At 51.8% G+C, this 23,459-nt stretch carries 21 protein-coding genes and 1 rRNA gene; 18 read left to right on the forward strand and 4 right to left on the reverse strand.

The genetic code is table 11. The annotated features are described in order from the left end of the window. Nucleotides 1-373 precede the first annotated feature (373 nt). Together EO93_RS00990 and EO93_RS00995 are read left to right on the forward strand one after the other, a co-directional pair. Nucleotides 374-889, forward strand: coding sequence for a DUF1269 domain-containing protein (locus tag EO93_RS00990; protein ID WP_235283363.1), 516 nt, complete (start codon nt 374-376; stop codon nt 887-889). A gap of 179 nt (nt 890-1,068) precedes the next feature. Further along, the gene (locus tag EO93_RS00995; protein ID WP_048160672.1) at nt 1,069-3,423 is read left to right on the forward strand and encodes an arylsulfatase; all 2,355 of its coding nucleotides are present in this window, start codon (nt 1,069-1,071) and stop codon (nt 3,421-3,423) included. Nucleotides 3,424-3,451: 28 nt separating this feature from the next. Here the strand turns inward: EO93_RS00995 and EO93_RS18380 are convergent, their stop codons facing one another. Continuing rightward, nucleotides 3,452-3,580 carry a hypothetical protein gene (locus tag EO93_RS18380; RefSeq protein ID WP_255350186.1) on the reverse strand — a complete coding sequence of 43 codons (129 nt, stop codon included), beginning with the start codon at nt 3,578-3,580 and terminating at the stop codon, nt 3,452-3,454. Between the two features lie 55 nt (nt 3,581-3,635). On the opposite strand from EO93_RS18380, the gene EO93_RS01000 reads away from it, so the two are divergent. The 15 genes from EO93_RS01000 to EO93_RS01055 all read left to right on the forward strand — a co-directional run bounded on the left by EO93_RS01000 (nt 3,636) and on the right by EO93_RS01055 (nt 18,197). Further along, a complete protein-coding gene (locus EO93_RS01000) occupies nt 3,636-4,643 on the forward strand; it encodes an AI-2E family transporter (protein WP_052735347.1) in 1,008 nt (335 codons plus the stop codon). Between the two features lie 36 nt (nt 4,644-4,679). Then, nucleotides 4,680-4,817 (forward strand): hypothetical protein, encoded by a 138-nt coding sequence (locus tag EO93_RS17125; RefSeq protein WP_156161191.1) that lies wholly within the window; start codon nt 4,680-4,682, stop codon nt 4,815-4,817. After that, nucleotides 4,818-6,179 carry an anaerobic sulfatase maturase gene (locus EO93_RS01005; protein WP_048160677.1) on the forward strand — a complete coding sequence of 454 codons (1,362 nt, stop codon included), beginning with the start codon at nt 4,818-4,820 and terminating at the stop codon, nt 6,177-6,179. 150 nt (nt 6,180-6,329) lie between these two features. Then, nucleotides 6,330-7,820 carry an arylsulfatase gene (locus EO93_RS01010; protein WP_048160679.1) on the forward strand — a complete coding sequence of 497 codons (1,491 nt, stop codon included), beginning with the start codon at nt 6,330-6,332 and terminating at the stop codon, nt 7,818-7,820. 391 nt (nt 7,821-8,211) lie between these two features. After that, complete coding sequence (locus EO93_RS01015) at nt 8,212-8,823, forward strand: MarC family protein (protein WP_255350187.1); 612 nt, start codon at nt 8,212-8,214, stop codon at nt 8,821-8,823. Between the two features lie 135 nt (nt 8,824-8,958). Further along, on the forward strand, nt 8,959-9,387 hold the full coding sequence (locus tag EO93_RS18040; protein WP_048160683.1) for a sulfatase-like hydrolase/transferase: 429 nt from the start codon (nt 8,959-8,961) through the stop codon (nt 9,385-9,387). Between the two features lie 104 nt (nt 9,388-9,491). Then, nucleotides 9,492-10,340 carry a bile acid:sodium symporter family protein gene (locus EO93_RS01025; protein WP_048160686.1) on the forward strand — a complete coding sequence of 283 codons (849 nt, stop codon included), beginning with the start codon at nt 9,492-9,494 and terminating at the stop codon, nt 10,338-10,340. A 33-nt stretch (nt 10,341-10,373) separates the two neighbouring features. Beyond that, nucleotides 10,374-12,728 (forward strand): arylsulfatase, encoded by a 2,355-nt coding sequence (locus tag EO93_RS01030; protein ID WP_052735348.1) that lies wholly within the window; start codon nt 10,374-10,376, stop codon nt 12,726-12,728. A gap of 267 nt (nt 12,729-12,995) precedes the next feature. Continuing rightward, nucleotides 12,996-13,202 carry a hypothetical protein gene (locus tag EO93_RS17130; RefSeq protein ID WP_156161193.1) on the forward strand — a complete coding sequence of 69 codons (207 nt, stop codon included), beginning with the start codon at nt 12,996-12,998 and terminating at the stop codon, nt 13,200-13,202. 35 nt (nt 13,203-13,237) lie between these two features. Further along, nucleotides 13,238-13,429 carry a hypothetical protein gene (locus EO93_RS16410; protein WP_052735349.1) on the forward strand — a complete coding sequence of 64 codons (192 nt, stop codon included), beginning with the start codon at nt 13,238-13,240 and terminating at the stop codon, nt 13,427-13,429. Between the two features lie 57 nt (nt 13,430-13,486). Continuing rightward, nucleotides 13,487-13,636: a hypothetical protein gene (locus EO93_RS16415; RefSeq protein WP_156161194.1), complete on the forward strand. Its 150-nt coding sequence runs from the start codon at nt 13,487-13,489 to the stop codon at nt 13,634-13,636. Nucleotides 13,637-13,685: 49 nt separating this feature from the next. Further along, entirely contained in the window at nt 13,686-15,113 is a 1,428-nt protein-coding gene (locus EO93_RS01040) for a DUF1254 domain-containing protein (RefSeq protein ID WP_052735351.1), read from the forward strand. Nucleotides 15,114-15,145: 32 nt separating this feature from the next. Continuing rightward, nucleotides 15,146-16,510, forward strand: coding sequence for a DUF1254 domain-containing protein (locus EO93_RS01045; protein WP_048160691.1), 1,365 nt, complete (start codon nt 15,146-15,148; stop codon nt 16,508-16,510). A 315-nt stretch (nt 16,511-16,825) separates the two neighbouring features. Continuing rightward, the gene (gene aqpZ / locus EO93_RS01050) at nt 16,826-17,542 is read left to right on the forward strand and encodes an aquaporin Z (RefSeq protein ID WP_200898067.1); all 717 of its coding nucleotides are present in this window, start codon (nt 16,826-16,828) and stop codon (nt 17,540-17,542) included. A 94-nt stretch (nt 17,543-17,636) separates the two neighbouring features. Further along, entirely contained in the window at nt 17,637-18,197 is a 561-nt protein-coding gene (locus EO93_RS01055) for a YqhA family protein (RefSeq protein WP_048160693.1), read from the forward strand. A 64-nt stretch (nt 18,198-18,261) separates the two neighbouring features. Here the strand turns inward: EO93_RS01055 and pepD are convergent, their stop codons facing one another. After that, nucleotides 18,262-19,782, reverse strand: a complete 1,521-nt coding sequence (gene pepD, locus EO93_RS01060; RefSeq protein WP_048160694.1) for a beta-Ala-His dipeptidase — start codon at nt 19,780-19,782, stop codon at nt 18,262-18,264. Between the two features lie 315 nt (nt 19,783-20,097). Then, nucleotides 20,098-20,358 (reverse strand): hypothetical protein, encoded by a 261-nt coding sequence (locus EO93_RS01065; protein ID WP_048160696.1) that lies wholly within the window; start codon nt 20,356-20,358, stop codon nt 20,098-20,100. A 1,093-nt stretch (nt 20,359-21,451) separates the two neighbouring features. Between EO93_RS01065 and EO93_RS01070 the strand changes: the two genes are divergently transcribed. Then, nucleotides 21,452-22,588: a hypothetical protein gene (locus EO93_RS01070; protein ID WP_048160698.1), complete on the forward strand. Its 1,137-nt coding sequence runs from the start codon at nt 21,452-21,454 to the stop codon at nt 22,586-22,588. A 544-nt stretch (nt 22,589-23,132) separates the two neighbouring features. Here EO93_RS01070 and rrf read toward each other — a convergent pair. Next, nucleotides 23,133-23,254, reverse strand: a 5S ribosomal RNA gene (rrf, locus tag EO93_RS01080). Nucleotides 23,255-23,459 lie beyond the last annotated feature (205 nt).

The raw sequence follows: 23,459 nt of genomic DNA on the forward strand, positions 1-23,459 counted from the left end.
GGAAACACATTTAAGATGCCATCTCTGGCTCAACTCATCAGAGAAAAAAGCTCATTGAGTTGAAAGTCAGACCTTTCCACTCAATTTGAAGAGGATACAAAAATACTGTGAATTTCCCTGTCAGAAGTGATTGTCAGAAGTGATTATTCCTCGACCCTCGGCACAAAACGGTTTGTGGGTTTTGAGTAAGGCTTTTTCCCGGTTACTATTCTGCTGCTAAGCCAGCAGAAAATGCGTAAGCCAGAGAAGAAGACATGGTACCCCGGCTTTTTCAAGAATTACAAAACGATAGTGGAGATGCCGGTTCCGCCTTGATTAACGAGCTGGCATAAAAACAAAGCAAAAAAGAAAAAATGTGAATATAAAAGGAGGTTTGAATATAGCAACTCTAACCGTTTTAAAATTTGACACTCCAGGCGGTGCAGAACATGCACTTGAAGTGGTAGAGGATTTGAGCAAGAAGCAGCTGATCACCCTGCAGGATGCAGCAATCGTTTCCTGGCCTATGGGCAAAAAAAAGCCAAAAACGAAACAATTAACCAGCATGACTGGAGTAGGTGCACTGAGCGGCGCATTCTGGGGCATGCTGTTCGGCCTGATCTTCCTGGTCCCGATCTTTGGCCTGGTCGTCGGGGCCGCGCTGGGTGCGATGTCAGGCTCCTTTGCTGACATTGGTATCAGTGATGATTTCATCAAGTCGATCCGCAGCAAAGTGACCGAAGGCACTTCTGCACTTTTTTTGCTGACCAGCGATGCCGTGCACGATAAGGTAGCAGAAGCTGTCAAAGGCCTCAAGTTCGAAATTATTGCTTCCAACCTGTCCAAAGAAGAAGAGGACAAGATGCGTGAAATGTACGCCGAAGAAGAAGAGGCAGCTCCGGCAATGTAAGCTTTGACCTGAAAACCGCCACCTCGGGGATACCTGCATTCCCGGAAACTGCCTGTAAAACAGGAAAATATCGATTCTTGAATAAAATGAATTAGGAGAGAGGAGCGAAAAGTCAGTTCCTTTCCCCATTTTTGTTTTCATGTTTTTTCCGGAAAATCCAAGCAATTATCGGAGGATAAATGCCATTAAAAGAATACAAACCCGGAACCTCCTTCTCCGGCGTCATAGGAAGGACTGCAGACCAGTCAGAACCCGCCTGGCCGGAACCAAACCGGGCTAAAGAAGGAACACCAAATGTGTTATTTATCGTGCTGGATGACACAGGCTTTGGACAGCTTGGCTGCTATGGTTCACCCATTAATACACCCAATCTGGACAGCCTGGCAGAGGGAGGCCTTGTTTACAACAATATGCACACAACAGCGCTGTGCTCTCCCACTCGCACCTGTATCCTGACCGGGCGGAACCACCATTCGAACAACATGGCCTGCATCACCGAGGGCTCAACCGGCTATCCCGGCTACAACGGCTACATACCTTTTGAGAATGGGTTTTTGTCAGAGATCCTTCTGGAGTACGGCTACAACACCTATGCCGTGGGCAAATGGCACCTGACACCGGCAGACCAGATCTCGGCAGCAGGGCCCTATGACCGCTGGCCTCTGGGCCGGGGTTTCGAGCGCTTCTACGGTTTTTTAGGAGGCGAAACGCACCAGTATTATCCTGAGCTGGTTTACGATAGTCACTCCGTACATCCCCCCAAAACTCCCGAAGAGGGCTACACCCTGAATGAGGACCTTGCGGACAAAGCCATCCAGTTCATTGCCGATGCCAAACAGGTCGCACCCAACAAGCCTTTTTTCATGTACTTCTGCACCGGAGCCATGCATGCTCCTCACCACGTCCCCAAAGAATGGGCTGACAAATACAAAGGCAAGTTCAATGACGGCTGGGAGGCTTACAGGGAAAAGACCTTTGCCCGTCAAAAGGAACTGGGCATAGTCCCTAAAGACGCCGAACTATCCCGTCACGACCCGGATGTCAAACCCTGGGATGAATGCTCGCCTGAGGAGAAAAAGCTCTACGCCCGCATGATGGAAGTCTTTGCCGGCTTCCTGGAACATACCGATTACCACACCGGGAGGCTGCTGCAGTTCCTGAAAGATATCGGTGAGTTTGATAATACTTTAATCATGGTGATTTCCGACAACGGTGCAAGTTCCGAAGGGGGCCCCACGGGTTCAGTCAATGAGAACCTCTTCTTCAACAATGTACCCGAATCGCTGGAGGAAAACCTCGCAGCCCTAAATAAGCTGGGGGGCCCGGAAACTTACAACCACTATGCCTGGGGCTGGACCTGGGCGGGAGATACGCCTTTCCGCCGCTGGAAGCGGGAAACATACCGCGGCGGAATCAGCGACCCCTTTATCGTCCACTGGCCAGTGGGAATAAAGGCCGGAGGCGAGGTCCGCACCCAGTATGCCCATGCTATTGACATGGTACCTACCGTACTGGAATGCCTGGGAATTGAGTCCCCGACGGTTATCAAAGGGGTAACCCAGGCTCCCATCGAAGGCGTCAGTTTTGCACCTACCTTCGAAGATGCCGACGCACCTTCAAAGCACCACACCCAGTACTTTGAAATGATGGGGCACCGCTCCATTTACCACGATGGATGGAGGGCTGTATGCCCCTGGCCGGGGCCTTCGTTTGCCGAAGCAGGGAAGTCTTTCGGGGAACCGATCCCGGCAGAAAAGCTGGCCGAGCTGGATGCAAAAGGCTGGGAGCTTTACCACATTGAGAAGGACTGGACCGAAAGCCATGATGTGGCTGCGGAAAACCGGCCGACGTTGATCGAGATGATTGCCACCTGGTATGTAGAGGCCGGAAAATACAACGTGCTGCCTATAGACGGCCGCGGAGTGATGCGCCTTGCAGATGAAAGGCCACAGATTGCCACCAACCGGACACGCTACACTTACTATCCAGGAACTCAGGGAGTTCCTTCAAATGCAGCGGTCAGGGTCCTCAACCGCCCGCACAGCATCACCGCTGATGTCGAGATCCCTGCCGGAGGCGCTGAAGGAGTCCTGCTCGCCCACGGCGGAATCGATTCTGGCTATTCATTCTATATGAAAGGTGGAAAGCTACACTGGGTTCACAACTACGTATCCAGGACTCTCTATCACGTCGAGTCCATAGAAAACGTTCCCGAGGGGCGGCATAAACTCCGTTTCGAGTTCGAAGTTACAGGCAATCCGGACCTGGTCAGGGGCATGGGCGCACCCGGCAGGGCTCAGCTCTATATAGACGGGAAATTGGTCGGACAGGCTGAGGTCCCGGTAACGACTCCGCTTGCACTCGGGCTAACCAGCGGAGTCACCTGCGGCTCAGCTCCCGGGGCTCCGGTTACTCCCGACTACCAGCCTCCCTTTGAGTTCACCGGCAAGATCTACAGTGTGACCGTGGATGTGAGCGGCAAGCTAATCGAGGACAAGGAAGCCGAGATGCGGATAGTTATGGCAAGGCAGTAAACAGCTTAACCATCCACGAAACCGATATCTACACGGCTCTGGCCAGGCAGATCGAACGGAAGACTGGATCGGACAGGATAGGACAGAGGACTGGCAGGCAACCAGGCGATCCGGGAACTTCCAGTCCTATCCCGGGAGGGAGAATCATTACGGACAAACAACCTCGAAGTGACTTTGCCCGGAGCGCACCTTACTGGCTGCGCCGTGCCGGCGTGTTTAGCTGGCTCTTCTTAGGCATCGTGCTCGCCTCCAGCACCGTCCTTAGCGTCATTGCGACAGTGAGCAGTATCACCGTCCCACTGCTCGTTGCGGTGGTTATAGGGATTGTCTTTCGGCCCCTGGTAGACATGCTGGAGCGGCGGCGTGTTCACCGTAATATCGGCACGGTGCTGACCATGCTGTTTATATTTCTGGGTGCCGTTGCCCTGTTTGTTATCCTGATAAGGGGTTTTATTTACCAGGGAGCCGAGATCGTACGCCAGCTCGAAGCAGGTTGGTACAGCCTGGAGGCCTGGTTGCTGCAGTTCCCGGTCAAAGAGGAGACCCTCGATTCCATCAGCACCGCAATCGCAAATGCCCTGCCTGCGCTGGGTCAGGGGATTATCGGGCTCCTCAGCAGCACGTTTTCGAGTGCTGCCACGCTCCTGATTGGGGTATATTTCAGTGTGTTCATTCTGTTTTTCATCCTGCGGGACGGGCCTGAAATGGAGGTCTGGCTGGCCCGGCAGTTCAAGTTAAAACCCGGGACCGGTACGGCTATCGTTGCTGACATCAGCCGGTCAATACGCCTCTATTTCCGGGGCACCGCGCTCACTGCGGCGATTACGGCGGTCGTGGTGGCCGTGCCCCTGATCATCCTCAAAGTGCCCCTTGTGGGCTCGATTCTTATCCTGTACTTTTTTACTTCATTTATCCCCTACATAGGTGCCTTCATTGGAGGGGCTTTTGCCGTGATTATCGCCTTTGGTTCAGGGGGAGCAGAAACAGCGCTGATTATTGCGGTGGCGGTGACCATATCCAACGGGGCGCTGCAGAATGCCATAAATACATGGGCGCTGGGGACGACTCTCAAGGTTCACCCGCTGGTCGTGTTCCTGGTCACAATCGCAGCCGGCGTTGTCGGGGGAGCCCTGGCCATGATACTGGCCGTGCCGCTGACTGCAGTAGCGATACAGACGGTGTACCGCTTACGCCAGGAGGGAGTTTTTGCAGAGGAGTAGATGGTCCGGATGCACGGGACAAAAGGAGAATTTCAAATGACAGAAAATACAGGCAGACCTTACGAAGTCCGAATAGTGGCCCGAAGTATGGTCCAGATCATGATCAGAATCGTGGCCCGAAGCATGGAGCTCAAATTTGAGCTTGGGAATCCCGGCGCAGGGAGGAAGTGCTAAATGACACAACACTATCTGCCTCCCAGAATCCATGTGCTGGCCAAGCCTACCGGGGCAATCTGCAACCTGGCCTGCTCCTACTGCTTCTTTCTGGACAAGGAGTTGCTCTATCCAGGCAGCAGGTTCCGCATGTCAGATGAAGTGCTGGAGAACTATATCCGGCAGCTTATCGCAGTCCACCGCAGCCCGCAGGTGACCGTTGCCTGGCAGGGGGGCGAACCTACCCTGATGGGAATCGACTTTTACCGGCGCGCCATCAAGCTGCAGGAAAAGTACAGGAAGCCGGGAATGACATTTGAAAATACAATGCAGACCAACGGCACGCTGCTGGACGACGAATGGTGCCTGTTCTTTAAGGAAAACGACTTTCTCATAGGGATCAGCATCGACGGCCCGCGTGAACTTCACAACGCCTACAGGGTGGACAAAAAGGGAGAGGGGAGTTTTGATCGGGTCATGAGGGGGCTCCGGCTCCTGCAAAAACACGGCGTGGAATATAACGTCCTGGCCACTGTCAACCGCAGAAATGCCGATTATCCGCTTGAGGTCTACCGCTTCCTGCGGGATGAAGCAAAGACAGACTGGATTCAATTTATTCCGGTCGTAGAGCGAATCAATGAGGAGGGACAGACCCTTTACCAGAAGGGAAACACGGTTTCGGACCGCTCAGTGCAACCCGAACAGTTTGGAAGTTTCCTGAGCCTCATTTTTGACGAGTGGGTGAGAAATGATGTGGGAAGGGTCTTCGTGCAGACTTTTGAAGCTTCTGCACGTAGATGGCTGGGGATGCCTTCATGCATGTGCGTTTTTGAGGAAACATGCGGTATGGGACTTGCCCTGGAGCACAACGGGGACCTCTACTCCTGCGACCATTTTGTGGAGCCGGAATACCTGCTGGGCAATATCATGGAGAAAGAGATAGGCGAGCTTGCAGCTTCGGAAAAGCAGTACAAATTCGGGCAGGATAAACGAGACACTCTCCCGCAGGTATGCCGGGAATGTGATGTGCTCTTTGCCTGCATGGGGGAATGTCCTAAAAACCGTTTCCTGACAACCACGGACGGGGAACCGGGACTGAACTACCTCTGCGAAGGCTGGAAAGCTTTCTTCCGGCACATCGACTTTCCGATGCAGATCATGACAGGCCTGATACGCAGGGGCTACCCGGCACCAGAGGTGATGAGGGTCCTGGCTCTTGAAGACGCTTTTGCCCGGGCAGGAAGAAACGATCCCTGCCCCTGCGGCAGCGGGCTCAAGTTCAAACGCTGTCACGGTCTCAAGAAAAACGGACCTGAAAGGAAGGACCGGAAGCAGATAAAGAATAGGGATCAGCCGCAGTCCGGACCTGTTGTACGATTCTGAAAGGAACAAAGTGGGGAGTAGAGAAGAAAAAATCCATATTTTGTTCAATTAAGCACCTAAAGACTGCTAATAAGTGTTGATTTGAGATATTTATCAACCAACCAATCAATCAACCAATCAATCAACCAATATATTCCAGGGGGGTTAAGAATGGCAGAAAAGAAACCGAACATTCTGGTCATCTGGGGAGATGATATAGGAATTAGCAACCTCAGCTGCTACAGCGACGGCCTGATGGGCTACAGAACACCGAACATTGACCGCATCGCAAATGAGGGCATGAGGTTCACCGACTCTTATGGGGAACAGAGCTGCACCGCCGGAAGAGCTTCGTTTATCACCGGGCAGAGCGCTTTCCGGACGGGGCTGAGCAAAGTGGGCATGCCAGGGGCTAAGGTAGGGATACAGTCCGAGGACCCGACCATCGCCGAACTGTTAAAAGCTCAGGGTTATGCCACGGGACAGTTCGGAAAGAATCATCTTGGTGACAGGGATGAACACCTGCCCAGCAACCACGGGTTTGACGAGTTCTTTGGAAACCTCTATCACCTGAATGCTGAGGAAGAACCTGAAAACCCCGATTATCCTCCTGAGGAGGACTTCCCCAATTTCCGGAAAAACTATGCTCCCAGGGGGGTAATCCACAGCTATGCCGACGGACACATGGAGGACACCGGCCCGCTGGCCAGAAAACGCATGGAAACCGTAGATCTGGAGTTTCTGGAGGCAGCCATCGATTTTATCAAGCGCCAGCACGCGGCCGGCAAGCCTTTCTTTGTCTGGTTCAATACCACCTGGATGCACTTCCGGGTCCATATCCCGGACAGGATAAGGGGGCAATCAGGGCGCTGGCAGTCGGAATACCACGACGGCATGATCGAACACGACCGGCAGGTGGGAATGCTTCTGGATTTGCTGGACGAACTTGGCATCGCAGAGGATACCATCGTTGCCTACAGCACGGACAACGGCCCACATATGAACACCTGGCCCGATGCAGCCATGACCCCGTTCAGAAACGAGAAAAACTCCTGCTGGGAAGGGGCTTTCCGCGTTCCTGAGGCAGTACGCTGGCCTGGCAGGATTCCGGCAGGCATGATTTCTAATGAGATGGTGAGCCACCTTGACTGGCTGCCAACTTTCCTTGCAGCAGCCGGAGAGCCGGATATTAAGGAAAAGCTCAAAAAAGGCTACAAAGCAGGGGACAAAACTTTCAGGGTGCATCTTGACGGCTATAACCTGCTCCCATACCTTACAGGAAAGGAGAAAAAATCCCCGCGCATTGAGTTCTTTTACTTCTCCGATGACGGCGACCTGGTAGCTCTAAGGTACGATAACTGGAAACTTGTTTTCATGGAGCAACGTGCCATCGGCACTTTACAGGTCTGGGCTGAACCTTTTATCCCGCTGCGCGTCCCAAAGCTGTTCAACCTGCGCACCGACCCTTATGAAAGAGCGGACCAGACCTCAAACACTTACTACGACTGGCTCCTCGACCATGCCTTCCTGCTGGTGCCTGCCCAGGGTGTCGTGGGAGACTTTTTGGCAACATTTAAAGAGTACCCCCCGCGTCAGAAAGCGGCCAGCTTTACCGTCGATCAGGTAATGGACAAGCTTTTGCAGGGAATCGGAAGCACCTGAATGTGGAGACAGAAAGAGAACCGATCAGGAACTTAAGGGTTGATGCCAGGCACCAGAAACGGGGAGTTGAAGCACCCTTGTTACCCCTACCAGTTAATTCTGACAGTTACCTGCCTGGCCTGAACCCAACGCCTGTGTCTGTCTCACCGAGGTAACCACGGGTTTCCTTTGGAGGGGTGCTGGTGTTTCCCTTTGCTCTGGCACTGTTCATTTACGGCCTCTGGTTATTGCGGAACTATCGGCACGGCAAAGTCGGCATGAAGGAGGAGTCTGTTTTAACCTAATGAGTAGTAAGCTGCCAGTTTTGAAGCTTTCTGAAATTAATTTTTATAAATAAAGGAGGGAATCCTAAACGAATCTGGAGAGTCTTGATTTTTATTTTGTTTTTGACCTGTTTATGCTGCTCCTGATCGGTATGGGCCCGAAAATTGCACTTGTACCTTTTCTGGACCTGACAGCAAGCATGGAGGAGGAGACGCGGAAGAAGGTGGCGGGGCAGATGGTAAAAACGGCCGTTGGCGTTGCCCTTATCCTGGTCCTTCTCGGTTCGTTGCTGATGAAGCTCCTGCACTTTACCCCGGGAGCGGTGTCCATCGCCGGAGGCATCATCCTGATGCTTCTTGCCCTTCACATGCTGATAGGGTCAGGAAAATCAGAGGAACACGACGAAAAAACGGCTAGCCGTGATCCTATGCAGATGGCCCTGTACCCGCTGGCAGTGCCCTATCTGTTAAACCCGGCGGGAATTGCCGTGCTGGTAACCGTTTACGACCAGCTTGACTCGCTGCTCATGCTTGCCATTGTAGTCGGGCTTGTCCTCCTTATGGGTGCTCTCGACCTGGCAGTTTTCAAAAACCTGGACAAACTGGCAAAGCACCTGGACCCTTCCCGTTTAATGGTGACAGAGGCGGTTTTTGGAGTCCTGCTGGCCGCACTGGCCGTGCAACTGGTGCTGGATGGCCTGGCAAAGTTAGGCATCATTTCCGGGCTTCCCGGACATTAAAAAAGTTCTCATTTCAACACCCGGGAAAATAAGCCAATATGTATATAATGATATACATAAAAGTGCATTTATATTTATAGGCGCGCGTTAATTAATTAAAAACCGAACATTTGAACCGCAAGCCAGGGGGTGGTCTTGCAGGTTCTGAAAGAATGGGGGGTAATAATACCTGAATTGATCGAATACGAGCCCGGTACGCATTTTCCAGGAGTTATTGGAGGAACACTTGACGAATCCTCACCTGCCTGGCCCAAACCGACACGGACCGGAAAGGGTGCACCGAATGTGATATTTTTCATTCTGGACGACGTGGGCTACGGCCAGATGTCAGTTTTTGGGGGGCTGTGCGAAACACCCAACCTGGAATGGTTGGCGAACAGGGGCCTGCGCTACATCAACAGCGAGCTTGTAGCCAGCAGGGACCTGCCTTACACCGTGCCCAACCTCTTTGGCATCATCGGGCTGAGCTGCGGCTACGACTCAGTCGATAGTGTCAACCTCGAAGAATACAGGGCACCGTTCACTTTCACAGGCAGGTTGAACTTGACGTTTCAGGTGAACTGATCAAAGAAGATGAAGCTGAACTGAAACGGATGATGACCGAGCAGTAAATTTCGAAATCGCGGCCATAAGGCCAAATATTATTTCGCATAAGGAGAAAAATTATCATGGCAATACTGGATGTCCTTTACAATCTTATGTCGCTTGTCTTTGTGCTCGGCACGATGATTTCGATGGGCATGAGCCTGACCGTGAAACAAATTACGGACCCTTTGCGCAATACACGCTTCGTGATGATGGCCTTGCTGGCAAACTTCATTTTGATACCGGTGGCGGCCTACGCCCTCACCCTGGTGATCCCTCTGGATGAAGCCCTGGTCACCGGGCTGCTCCTGGTCTCGCTGGCGGCGGGCGCCCCGGCGCTGCCCAAACTGGCCCAGATCTCCAGGGTTGATACCGCCGCTGCTACGGGTTTGATGGTGCTGTTGATCGTGGCAAGCATCATCATTATGCCCATCATTCTGCCCTTTCTGCTGCCCGGGGTCCAGATCACTTTCTGGGATATTGCCTCCGGCCTAATCTTTCTGATGTTAATTCCCCTGGCATTGAGCCTGTTCGTGCGGGCGCGCTGGGAAGAGGTTGCTGCAAGCGTCCAGCCCTACGCTGCGCAGGCATCCAATATCAGCCTACTCTTTTTGCTGGTTCTCATGCTGGTGATGAACTGGAGCAACGTGGTCAGCCTGTTTGGCTCCGGGGGTTTGATCGCCAGCATCCTCCTGGTGGTGATCGCCCTCGCGGTCGGTTACCTGCTGGGCGGGCAGGACGCCTCCATAAAGTGGGTGCAGTCGCTGGGTGCCGGGCAGCGTAACATCGCCGCTGCGGTAGTCGTCGCGACGATGAATTTCAGCGAGGACCCCAATGTCCTGGTAATGATCATCGTTTATTCGCTGATCACCCTGATCCTGATGACACCTCTTGCCGGGGAACTGGGCAGGCGGGCGAAAGCAGCCGCATAAAAAGGAAACAAACTGAAAAAGGAGAAATAAAACATGAGTACACAAGGCGAAGTCCAAAGATCAATCCTTCCAATGCCGGATATGCCGCATGCAGGTTTAACAACTTACGATGCCAGGGACCCTGACACAAGATTCCCGCCGATCAAGCCGCTGCGGCCGCCTAAAGAAGCACCCAACGTGCTGATTATCCTGCTGGACGACGTGGGTTTTGGTGCCTCCAGCGCCTTTGGCGGCCCGGCCAATACTCCCACCGCAGAGCGGCTGGCAAACACCGGCCTCAAGTACAACCGCTTCCACACCACCGCCCTGTGTGCACCCACCCGAGCGGCGCTGCTGACCGGGCGCAACCACCACTCGGTGGGGATGGGAAGTATCACTGAAGCATCGACACCGGCGCCAGGTTACAACGCCATGCGACCCAACAACAAAGCCCCCCTGGCGGAGATACTCAGGCTTAACGGGTACTCTACAGCCCAGTTTGGCAAGTGTCACGAAGTACCCCCCTGGGAAACCAGCCCCATGGGGCCGTTTGATCGCTGGCCTACCGGCAGCGGTTTTGAGTATTTCTACGGATTTGTGGGTGGTGAGACGAACCAGTACTATCCGGCCATCTACGAAGGCACCACCCCCGTTGAGCAGGACAAGATGCCGGAAGAGGGCTACCATTTCACCGAGGATATGACCAATAAGGCCATCAAGTGGATCCGGCAGCAGAAAGCGCTCATGCCCGACAAGCCCTTCTTCATCTACTATGCCCCCGGCGCCACCCATGCCCCTCATCACGTACCCGCAGAATGGGCGGATAAGTACAGGGGCAAATTTGACCAGGGCTATGAAAAGCTGCGGGAGGAAATCCTGACGCGTCAGAAAGCCCTGGGCGTTGTCCCGCCTGACTGCGAATTGACCCCCTGGAACAAAGAAGTCCCGCACTGGGAGGAAATCCCCGATGATATGAAGCCGGTGCTGGCACGCCAGATGGAAGTCTATGCCGGGTTCCTGGAACACACCGACTACCACATCGGCCGGGTCATTGACGCCCTGGAGGACATGGAGATTCTGGACGACACGCTGATCTACTACATCATCGGCGATAACGGTGCCTCGGCCGAGGGCACATTTACCGGAGCCTTTATGGAACTGACCTTCCACAACGGCCGCCCGGACCTGGAAGCACCGGAGATTGTGAAGGCGCGCATCAATGATTTTGGCACGCCCAGGGCCTACAACCACTATGCGGTGGGCTGGGCCATGGCCATGAACACTCCCTACCAGTGGAGCAAGATGATCGCCTCGCACTGGGGCGGCACCCGCAACGGCACCGTGGTGCACTGGCCCCGGGGTATTCAAGCCCAGGGCGAAATCCGCAACCAGTTTATGCACGTGATCGACATTGCCCCCACGGTGCTGGAAGTCGCCGGAATTCCTGAACCGACCCAGGTGCATGGCATCACCCAGTCGCCCATGGAGGGCGTCAGCCTGTTCTCCACCTTCAACGATGCCTATGCACCGGAGCGGCGGGAAACCCAATACTTTGAGGTGGGCGGTAACCGGGGCATCTATCATAAAGGCTGGTCGGCCATCACCCCGCACACGGCCTCTTGGCGAGCCCATTTGCCGCAGGTTCCCTTTGATGAGGATGTCTGGGAGCTGTACGGACCGGACGATTGGAGCCAGGCCAGGAACCTGGCCGGGGAAATGCCGGAGGAACTGGAACGGCTCAAACTTTTGTGGCTGATCGAGGCAGCCAGGTACAATGTCCTGCCGATGGATGACCGCCTGGAGCGCCTGAACCCCGATCTGGCAGGCCGACCGCAGTTGGTGCGCGGCAAATCCCAGCTGCTCTTTGGGGGGATGGGGCGCTTAAACGAATGGTCGGTTATCAGCATCAAGAACAAATCCCATTCTGTGACCGCTGATGTAATGGTGCCCAATTCTGGTGCTGAAGGGGTGATCGTTGCTCAGGGCGGCATGTTTGGAGGCTGGAGCCTGTATGCCAGAGAGGGCAAGCTCAAGTACTGCTACAACTTGCTGGGGCACAAGACCTGGTTTGTGGAGAGCGATCAGCCGGTCCCGGCCGGTAGGCACCAGGTGCGGATGGAGTTTGCTTATGACGGTGGCGGGATCGGCAAAGGCGGCCTGGTAACACTCTTTATTGACGGCAAAAATGTTGGTTCCGGGCGCGTGGAGGAGACGCATATGATGGTCTTTTCCACCGAGGACTGTGATGTTGGCAGGGGATCCGGGTCGCCGGTGTCGCCGGATTACGGCCCGCGCGGAAACAAATTCAGCGGCGAGGTTAACTGGGTGCAGATTGACCTGGGCCTGGATGACCAGGACCACCTGATCTCACCCGAAGAGCGCTTAAGTTTTGCGATGGCGCGTCAATAAATGGTTTTCTGGCAGTCCTGGTGAAGGCCAGTTCGCCTGAGCCTTCGCCAGTATCGCGTTAAAATATAACAAAGGGGGGAAGGAAAATCGCGGAAATACTGGATACTCTGTACGATCTGATGGGGTTAGTCTTTGTCCTCGGCACGATAATCTCGATGGGTTTGAATCTGACCATTGCCCAGATAACCGGGCCTTTGCGCAATGCACGGTTTGTGATTATGGCGCTGCTGGCAAACTTTGTAGTCGATCGCTATAGGGCTGCTCCTGGTGTCGCTGGCGGCGGGCGCGCCTAGCCTGCCCAAAATGGCCGAGTTTGCCAAAATTGACAAAGCGGCAGCCACCAGCTTGATGGTGCTGTTGGTGGTAGCCACCATCATAATCCTGCCGGGTGCCTTGCCCTTGCTATTAACCGGGATTTCGGTTACGTTTTGGGATATCGCCTCCGGGCTGGTCTATCTGATCCTGATTCCCTAGCCGTAAGCCTATTTGTTCGGGCGCGGTGGGAAGATTTGGCCGCCCACGTCCAGCCTTACTTCACCCAGGCCTCCACTTTCAGTTTGCTGGTTCTGATGGTGGTGCTGAATTTCAGCAACGTGGTGGGCCTGCTGGGCACCGGCGGGTTGCTGGCCAGCCTGGCTCTGGTGATTGTGTCCGCAGTCGGCGGTTATCTGCTGGGCAGCCTGGGCGGGTCAAACAACTGAGTGCAGTCACTGGGTGCCGGGCAGCGTAACATTGCCGCCGCGATAGTCGTCGCAACGATGAATTTCAGTGAGGATCCCAACGTCCTGGTAATGATTGTCGTTTATCCGCTGATCACCATGGTCCTGATGACGCCTCTTGCCAGGGAACTTGGCAGGCGGGCGAAACAGCAGCATAAAAAGGAATTAACTAAAGTCGATTATGAGTGAAATTTGCATATAATTAATCAAAAATGATATTCAATGCAAAGGTGCAGAAATGAGTGACAACACATCCCAGAAATTTATACAAACGATTGAAACACGCTTTGGTGAGCTTGAGTTCCAGAGCGGCTATCCCACGGCGGAGACCGTGGAGAAACTCTATGACGAGCTGGACTTCCAGCGGGCTGTGCAGGTCTATTTGTGGTCAAACATCATGGCTTCATTTGGTGCCATTCGAGACGAATATAGCAGACGTGGAGCAAGCAGTTTTGACGCCCTGTTATACGAGCAGTCTGCTTTTCCGGCGCAGCTTGTTCTGACCGCAAACAACGACACCCCTTACATCTCGGGGGCAATGGACCTCAATGAAGGCCCGATTGTCATGGAGGTGCCCGCGGAATTGGTTGGACCGATTGACAACATCTGGCAGCAGCCTATTGTTGACGTCGGCGGCCCTTTTGGTCCCGACAAAATGCAGGGGGGCAAATTTCTGATACTTCCTCCGGGCTATAAAGAAGAGGTGCCGGAGGAATACTTTGCAGCCCAATCCGACACGCGAACCGCTGTCTGGTATCTGCGAGCTATTCCAAAAACCCGGGCCGATTTTAAGGTGCTGGCCGACCATATGCGCACCCTGCGTATCTATCCTCTTGCCGAAGCCGATGCACCCCGTAAGACTAAGATTATCGAGATGGGAAGTACGCCTATCGACTCGCTGCACAAAGAGGGGGTCGACTACTGGGTAAACCTGGCCCGCTACATTGACGATGAACCGGCCCGGCCGCAGGATATGGCTTTTCTGGGCATGGCTGCCACCCTTGGCATTGAGAAAGGAAAACCATTCGCTCCGGATGAGCGCATGAAGAAAATCCTGACCGAAGCGGCTACAGTAGGGAGGGCGATGGCCAAGACCATTGCCTGGAAACCTCGCTGGCCGGAGGAATTGCTGTATGCCTATCCAGACAGGCACTGGAAGTGGATATTTGTGGTCGAGGACCCGACCTTCCATACGGACAACAATCTTATTATCGACCAGCGTACCCGCTTTGGCTTCGAAGCCATTGGGACAGCCAGAGCCATGACCACGCGCATTGTCGGAGCAGGGTCGGCCTATGTAGGGGCCTATGAAGATGCCGAAGGCAACTGGCTGGAAGGGCAATACAGCTACAGACTCCACCTGCCGGCCAATGTACCTGCCAGGCTCTTCTGGTCGGCCACCGTGTACGACAATGAAACCCGCTCCCAGCTTGATAACGGCACCGGCAGGCCTCCAGTACGTGGCTCTGTTCATGGGGTCGTGCAAAACGCTGACGGTTCATTTGACCTGTTTTTTTCGCCGGAGCGGCCGATCAACGTTGATGAGAATAACTGGGTAAAAACAATTTTAGACAATGGCTTTTTTGTCTATCTGCGTTTCTACGGCCCCGAGCAGCCTTTCTTCGACAAGACCTGGAAACCGGGCGATGTTGAGAAGACAAAGTAAGAAATTCAACGATGAACAAAAGGAGGCAAAAAATGAGTAACGAAGCATTGGTTAAACTGTCTTTAGCAGCAGAAGCTCATCTGTACGGCTATCCCATGGTATACAATCTCAAAATGATGATCGGCCATGCAGCTGGCAAATTCCCGACTGGTGCTCCGGTCAATACCTTTGGGCACGTCAAGGCCTTGTTGGGGCCGGAAGTCGAATTTGTGGCGCCTAACAATGACACCCTCTACTCCGTGTTGATAGGGGATGTAACCAGAGAGCCGTTGGTGCTGCACCTGCCGGATACAAGCGGACGTTACTACGTGATGCAGTTCGTGGACGCCTGGACAAACAACTTTGCCTATTTGGGAAGGCGGGCTACCGGCACTGACGAAGGTTTGTTCCTGCTGGCCGGTCCAGATTGGGCCGGTGAGGTACCGAAAGGCATGACCCTGGTACAATCTCCGACCAATATCTTTGTCGTCGTCGGTCGAGTGGCTGTCGAGGGGGAAGCAGACATCCCCAATGTACTCGCCATCCAGAAAGAAATCTGGGTGTCCCCACTCAGCCTGTATCCCGAGGTTCCCGATCCCAGCCGACGAGAATTTGACGACTGGGAACTGGCGCCCTTCGATGAGCGTGTCGGCGATGAACTGAAATTCTGGGAGCAGATGCGTGCCTGGATGAAGCTATTCCCCCCACCAGCGGCTGAAAGAGACTATATCCAGAAATTCGAGCCGCTGGGACTGCTGGCTGACGAGAGCCCCTATGTGGATCCTGATCCCGAACTTGCTAAAACCCTAAAGGCAGGTGCTGCCGAGTTTACGGAGTTTTTAGAGGCCGTTATCAGTCCGGATGCGCAGGTGATAAAACCGGTAAACGGGTGGGTGATCCCCCTGCATATTTTCGATTACAACCTCGACTGCTTCAGGATTGGTGCCATTGATTCTCCAGGATGGAAGCTTCAGAATCGTACGCAAGCCTTCTTGATGCGAGCTGTCGCTGCCAGAGTGGGACTGTGGGGAAATCATGCCTACGAAGCCGTCTATCCGATGGCAGATCTGGACGGGAATGGCGACCAGCTTGTGGGTGAACACCAGTATATACTGCATTTGGACGAGCTACCTCCCACCGATGCATTCTGGTCCCTGACGATGTACCAGCCTCCCGAGTTCTATCTGGTGGCCAATCCCATCAACCGCTATTCTATTGGCGACCGCACACCCGGCCTGACCTATAACCCGGATGGTTCCCTGGACATATACTTCCAGAAGGATTCGCCAGGGCCCGAGAAAGAGTCAAACTGGCTTCCTGCTCCTGCGGGACCATTCCGTGTAGCTATGCGCATGTACCAGCCTCGCGAAGCAGCCCTGGACGGCACATATGTCCTGCCGCCTATTCGCCGGGGATAAGATAAGTCAAAAAAATCAAAATCCGTGAGAAAGTGGGAAACAGATAATGAATCTGAACTGAAACGGATAATGACAGAACAATAAATTTGTGATATCAGTCCAGAATACTGGTTCAGCCGGTGATCGCATATATGTTTAGAACCGCAAACATCCGGCTTGTTCGAGAAGAAAGGGGAGCTCGAAACGACCAGGGGGAACAAAGCGTTTATCGTCGGAAGCCAGTTGGCCGGAAAAAATACACAACCAAATAGATATCAGCAGACAATAATCAGCGGATAGTTATCAGCACTCAGAATTAAATAAAGGGGGGTTCTCATGAACTTAATTCATCGATTCTCAGCAGAGCTTATAGGTACTTTCTGGCTGGTCCTCGGAGGCTGCGGAAGCGCAGTTCTGGCGGCCGGCTTCCCGGAGCTGGGCATCGGCTTTGCCGGCGTCGCCCTGGCTTTCGGGCTTACCGTCCTGACAATGGCATTTGCGATCGGACATATCTCGGGCTGCCACCTCAACCCGGCTGTCACGGTCGGCCTGTTCATAGGCGGCCGCTTTCCTGCAAAGGACATCGTTCCGTATATCATCGCACAGCTGGCAGGAGCTATCATCGCCGCGTTCGTGCTGTCGGTAATCGCCAGTGGCCAGCCCGGCTTCGATCTGGTAGAGAGCGGTTTTGCGGCCAATGGGTATGGGGAACACTCGCCGGGAGGCTACTCGCTATCCGCAGCACTGGTCTGCGAGTTCGTGATGACTTTCATGTTTCTTTTCATTATTCTCGGCTCGACAGACGACCGTGCCCCGCCGGGTTTTGCGCCGATTGCCATAGGGCTTGGGCTGACCCTGATCCACCTGATCAGCATTCCGGTGACAAACACTTCAGTGAACCCTGCCCGCAGCACATCACAGGCACTATTCGTCGGCGGCTGGGCAATTCAGCAGCTTTGGCTGTTCTGGCTGGCACCGATCATCGGAGCTATTCTGGCTGGCATCGCATATCGCGCGGTCGGCAGTAACGCCGGATCAAAAACGGAAGGATAAGAAAACGCCAGAATTTAGGATTCTGAGACAGTCAGGTAAGGCAAAACCGTTCAGCCAGACAACATACCGCCAGGTAAACAGGAGGAATCTGCTCATGAAAGTCGTGAGATTTATTGCCGGAATGCGTTACTTCGTGCTGATTCCGGTCATCGGGCTGGCAATTGCCGCCTGTGCTTTGTTTATTAAAGGCGGCGTGGATCTGGTTCGCTTCATGGGAGAACTGATTACAGGAATGGCAGAGGCAGGTCCAGAGGCGAGTATCATTGTTGAAATTGTGGAGACAGTCCATCTTTTCCTGGTTGGTACGGTGCTCTTCCTTACTTCCATCGGGCTTTACCAGTTGTTTATCCAGCCGCTCCCTTTACCGGGTTGGCTGGAGATAAATGATATTGAGGAACTGGAGTTAAACCTGGTGGGGCTCACTATTGTCGTACTGGGAGTTAATTTCTTAAGCATTATCTTTGAACCGCAGGAAACAAATCTGGCTGTCTATGGGATAGGCTATGCCTTACCCATCGCAGCTCTGGCTTACTTTATGAAGGTGCGTTCACACATGAGCAAGGGGAGTGGGAAAGGCGAACGGCTGACATCCTTAGTGGAGGCGGCTTCTGAGGGCGGTGACTCAAGCTGGTTAACAAACAAAAAGAGAGATTGAAATCGGATTCATTAATTATCCAACTTCTCGTCCTTACGGCTTACTCTTTAAAGGCTGCTTTAAATCAGTGGTAACTCTTCAATAAATTTTCAAGGAAAATCCAGACCTTTTCAATCGAGGGAATAAAAATCCTCTCAGCCGGAGAATGGGGGTCTTTGATAGTAGGTCCAAAGGAAATCATCTCCATATCCATGCATTTCGAGCCGATTACCCCGCATTCAAGTCCGGCGTGCACGACCTCAATCTCAGGCTCTTTTTGGAAGGTCCGGGTGTAAACCTGTCTGCATCTGGAGATCAGCCCTGATTCAAGGTCAGGCTCCCAGGCAGGGTACCCGGTTTCGTGCTCAACTCCAGCTCCGGCAAGCTTTGCCACGGCTCCCACTTTCCCGGAAATTTCAGCCAGCCTGGACATGACGGAACTGCGCTGGCTTGAGATGATTTGTATCTCTGCTTTCCCGGTCCTCACGGTTGCAAGGTTGTTTGAGGTCTCCACAAGTCCCGGGATCCTGTCCGACATCCTGTAGACCCCGTGGGGGAGGGCAAGGAGCAGCCCGAGAAGCTTCTCTTCGGTCCCGGAAGAAAAGACCCGGTTTGCAGGAGCTTCCTTTTTGGCAACCTTCCCTTCGGAATTTTCAAACACGATCCCATTTTCAACTTCCCTGAAACTCAAAACAAGGTCAGGGTCGGTTTTCGCATATTCGGACCTCAAAGTTTTCCCAAATTCTGAAACAAGCCGCTCCGCCTGCTCAAATTTCTCCCTGTCCAGAGCCACAAAAGCATCCATAAAATTCGGAATAGTATTATGGGTGCCCCCCCCGCTCAGGAAGACAAGCCTGATGCATTCCTTTCCCACCTGTTCCCGAAGCCCGGCAAACGCCCTGGCAAGCAGCTGGATCCCGTTAGCCCGCTGCCTGTGGATCTCAACTCCGGAATGCCCACCTTCCAGCCCCTCTACCACGAGCTTGCAGAGCCCAAACTGACACCCTTTTCCATATTCAAAGGTTTCCCACTCAAGCGGCAGCGTGATCCGGGAATTCTTCCCTCCGGCACACCCGACGATAAATGCCCCTTCATCCTCCGAGTCCAGGTTCAGCAGAATTCTGCCTTCGAAAAATCCTTTTTCAAGCCCCATGACTCCTGTCAATCCGGTCTCTTCGTCCACCGTAAAGAGCAGTTCCAGAGGTGGGTGCCCGATTTCCCCCTTCTTCCCTGCCTCGGCCAGCACCAGCCCCATGGCAAGTGCAATCCCGTTGTCCGCCCCGATTGAGGTCCCATCTCCCCTCAGCCAGTCCCCTTCATACACGCACCTGACCGGGTCCCTGGAAAAGTCATGCTTTGAGTCCTTGCTCTTTTCGCAGACCATGTCCATATGTCCCTGCAGTATAATTACAGGAGAATTCTCATACCCGGGAGTAGCCGGGACTTTGACGAGGACGTTATTTACAGCATCGGTTTTTACCTCAAAGCCTCCGGCTACTGCCCATTCCTTTAGCCAGAGGGAAAGCTTTTCTTCATGTTTCGAACAGCGCGGGATTTTATTGATTTCCTCAAACATTTCAAGGATTTGCCGGGTTTTTGGGTGCATGGTGAATCAACTCAGGTTTGTTGTGCGGATCGGCAGCAATGTCAGCAGCACTAAACCCCGCCGCAAACCAATTATCAGTAATTCATAAATTAACCATAAATCAGCTGTAAGTCAATTATCAGTAATTCATAAATTAACCATAAATCAGCTGTAAGTCAATTATCAGTAATTTATAAATTGGCCATAAATCGACCATAAATCAGTCAGATATCATTTATAAGTCATATATCATTCGATAGAAATAACAGACATAAAAACATGAAAGAAGATTAAAAAGTTGTGCTCCCCTGAAAATTGATTAATTAAGATTCGTGATCAAATCAACTTCATGAATTCAGGAATTTTAGAGATTCTTTGCCTTCTTAAAACCGAGCGCTTTCTCAAAACAGAGTGCTTTAACAGGAGCACGTCATTTTTCACATCATTCCTGATACAGAAAGCGTTTTCAGCCTCCCTGCGAACCCTGGTTTTTTCGACATCCGCTTCCGGGAGATGCACCAGCGCCTTCTTCTGGTGCTCCTGAATATTGCTGAAGAAATGTCCCCCGAACTGAGAAAATACATCCCTTAACCCCAAAAACCGCTTTTCAATTCACTGGATACATAAGCTCTTACGTAAGCTCCTACGTAAGCTCCTCCTCCAGATAATCTGGCGGCCCTGCAAAAAAAGCAGAAAAACAAAAAAAGCCCGACTAGAAAATAGACTCGAAAGAGAGTAATTTCAGATAGAATTTGATTCAGCTTTCGTTGGTATTTTTACAGGTTTCCTCTATACATTTTCTTTGCGTTGACATTAGGATTTTTCTGGCGCTTTTATCTGTTCGTTTTTTGTTGACTTCTTCCAGCTTATTCGATATTTTTAATTCGCTGGCTTTTCTTTGCTCTTCTTTTTTCTTTATAAGACCGCTCTCCTGCGTCGAGCGTGGCAGGAACGACCCGGTATAGAGAATAAGGTTGTACGGATCAGAGATATTTGTAATTCAGTCCTCTTGAGAGAAACTCACTGCAATAAACTATAAATTAGTCTGCTTGAGCGAGCGAAGTTTACTACTATATCTATAAAGTAGTCCTCTTGAGCGCAGCGAAAAGGACCGCGTACTGTTGCGATTACATCGCAACTCCCAGGAAATCTTCGATTTCCTGTGATCCCAAAGCGCAATTCGGGTGCCGAGGCGCAATTCGGGCGAGTCGCAATTCGGGTGCAGAAAAATCCCTGTTCTTACCCTTAATTTTTAGAATCTGAATACTTTCCAGAATCATTTATTACTGCGCTCAAATACTATTGATTTTTAAGAGAGACCTTTAGACAGATGCTTCGCCAGGAAAAATGGATATAAACGTCCCATTCGAGAGAAAGGCTCCTTTAGGACAGCCATAAAGGCATCAAAGCAAGTATTTTAATATGAAATATTTTTATAGAAATGTGGCTATTTATATAATAAAGGAATACACGAAACCATACTACAAAATCTTACAATTCTAAGCCTTTCTGGCAGCGATTAAACGGAAGGAAACTGGGAGAAAAGCTTGAAGAAAATGAGTGTGAATCAGACTCGTTTCCGGGGTATAGCGGGTCTGAATTAGCAGTCTACTTTAGAAATCTACATTAATAGTCTAGTTTAGCAGATCTGATGTAGCATTGCTGAAATTGATCAGGGGGATCAGGCTTCATGGTAGAAACTTCGGATTTATTGATCTTCTGGGCGGTGGTTATGGCCCGCTTCTTAATACCGCTTTCTATTCCTCGCTACCCCCTCCCCGGCGTGCTTGCCTGCCTGATTCTCGACGGGGTGGACCAAACGATCTTCCAGCTGTTTACTAACCTACCCCTTGAAGGTTACCAGGGCTATGATAAAGCCCTTGACATTTATTACCTGACTATTACATACCTGTCGACCCTCCGTAACTGGTCGAACCTCTACGCTTTCAAGCTGGACCGCTTCCTCTTCTACTACCGACTTGTCGGCGTTGCGATCTTCGAACTCGTACATCTGCGCCCTCTGCTGCTAATTTTTCCCAACACATTCGAGTACTTCTTCATCTTCTACGAAGCAGTCCGCCTTAAATGGGACCCGAAAGTACTGACAAAAAGCAAATTGATAACCGCAGCAGCCCTTATCTGGATCTTCGTCAAAATACCTCAGGAATACTGGATACACGTCGCCCAGCTGGACACCACCGACTGGATAAAAGCCAATCCCTCTAATGCTCTTATCCTGATTGCCTATGCAGCTTTCCTGCTCGGCATGGCCTGGTGGCTGCTCCGGGACCTGCCCCCCACCCGCCCGGGTCTGGAAATAGCTGCTGCTCCGATTGCAGCCGCTCCGATTGCAGCCGCCCCGATTGCAGCCGCCCCGGCGGTTGTCCCCTCCGGAGCAGAAACAGCAAAGGAACAGCAGGAACGCCTCATTAATAAACAGGTGATCGAGAAGATCGTACTGATATCTCTCCTGACCATCATCTTCGCCCAGATACTTCCGGAAGTACGGGCAAACAACCTCCAGATAGCTATCATCGTAGCTGTTTTTGTCGTGATAAACACAGCACTGAGCCACTGGCTGACCCGGCACGGAAGGCACTGGCGTTCGATCATAAGGGAATTTATCGTGATGTCTGCAGTAAATATGGGCATTGTCCTGCTTATTAACTATCTCCTGCCCAGGTACAACGGCTCGATTAACCTAGAAAGTACGCTCTTCTTCATCCTGCTCCTGACCCTGAACATTACCCTCTACGACCGCTACTGGCAACTCCATGTTAATAACCATAACAACAGTGGTTCCGGCAAAGAGGAAGAAAAGAAGTAACTTTATTCAGGAAGACTGTGCGCAAACTTTTTGTGCGGGGCCTGGAGGTAAATATTTAACCGTAATCCCATCATTAAGTTACCCCCACTAACCGTTTATGGTCTATTTTTCAGGTAGCTGCACTTTCACGGCTCGAAGCAGACGGCCTTTTCCAAAAACATATGAAAATTGAATTCAAAGGCAGTGCTATTTTGAATTTAAATGCCCTAAAAAGGCTATTCTGATATACAAAAAGATATTCAAATGAATAAAAAAGATATGTACGATGTAAAAATGATTGGTCCGGTTCCCAATCTCAGATCAAAACTTGAAGAGATCTTGAAGAGATCATTCAACCTATATTTCAAATTCTTGAGATTTCTCACGATTAAAAACCAGAATCTACTCAAGACTCGCGATCTCCTTCTACCCAAACTCAGATCAGGGAAATAGATGTTTCTGATCGATATTCACATAAGAAACAAGGTTCAAGAATCATAACTAAACCATTAAAAAAGCAATTTCAAAGAAGCAAAAACAATAGATTTGAAGTAGTATAGGGTGAATTTGGCAACGATCCAGAGTTCCCGAAGGCTCGCACACTTCAGTACAGTAAGGAACGTGGGCAGGCTTATCTTCTGTGTTCGGAAAGGGTACAGGAGTTACCCTGCCGCTATGGCCGCCAAATTCTACCTATAAATGGGATATGAAAGAAGTCATGTATATAATAATATCAGAAAAACAATTTCAGAAAAACATTTTTAGAAAAAACAATATTCAGAATAGATTTAAAGTAGTATAGGGTGAGTTTGGCAGCGATCCAGAGTTCCCGAAGGCTCGCACACTTCAGTACAGTAAGGAACGTGGGCAGGCTTATCTTCTGTGTTCGGAA

Source organism: Methanosarcina sp. 1.H.A.2.2 (genome assembly GCF_000979975.1).
GTDB lineage: Archaea > Halobacteriota > Methanosarcinia > Methanosarcinales > Methanosarcinaceae > Methanosarcina.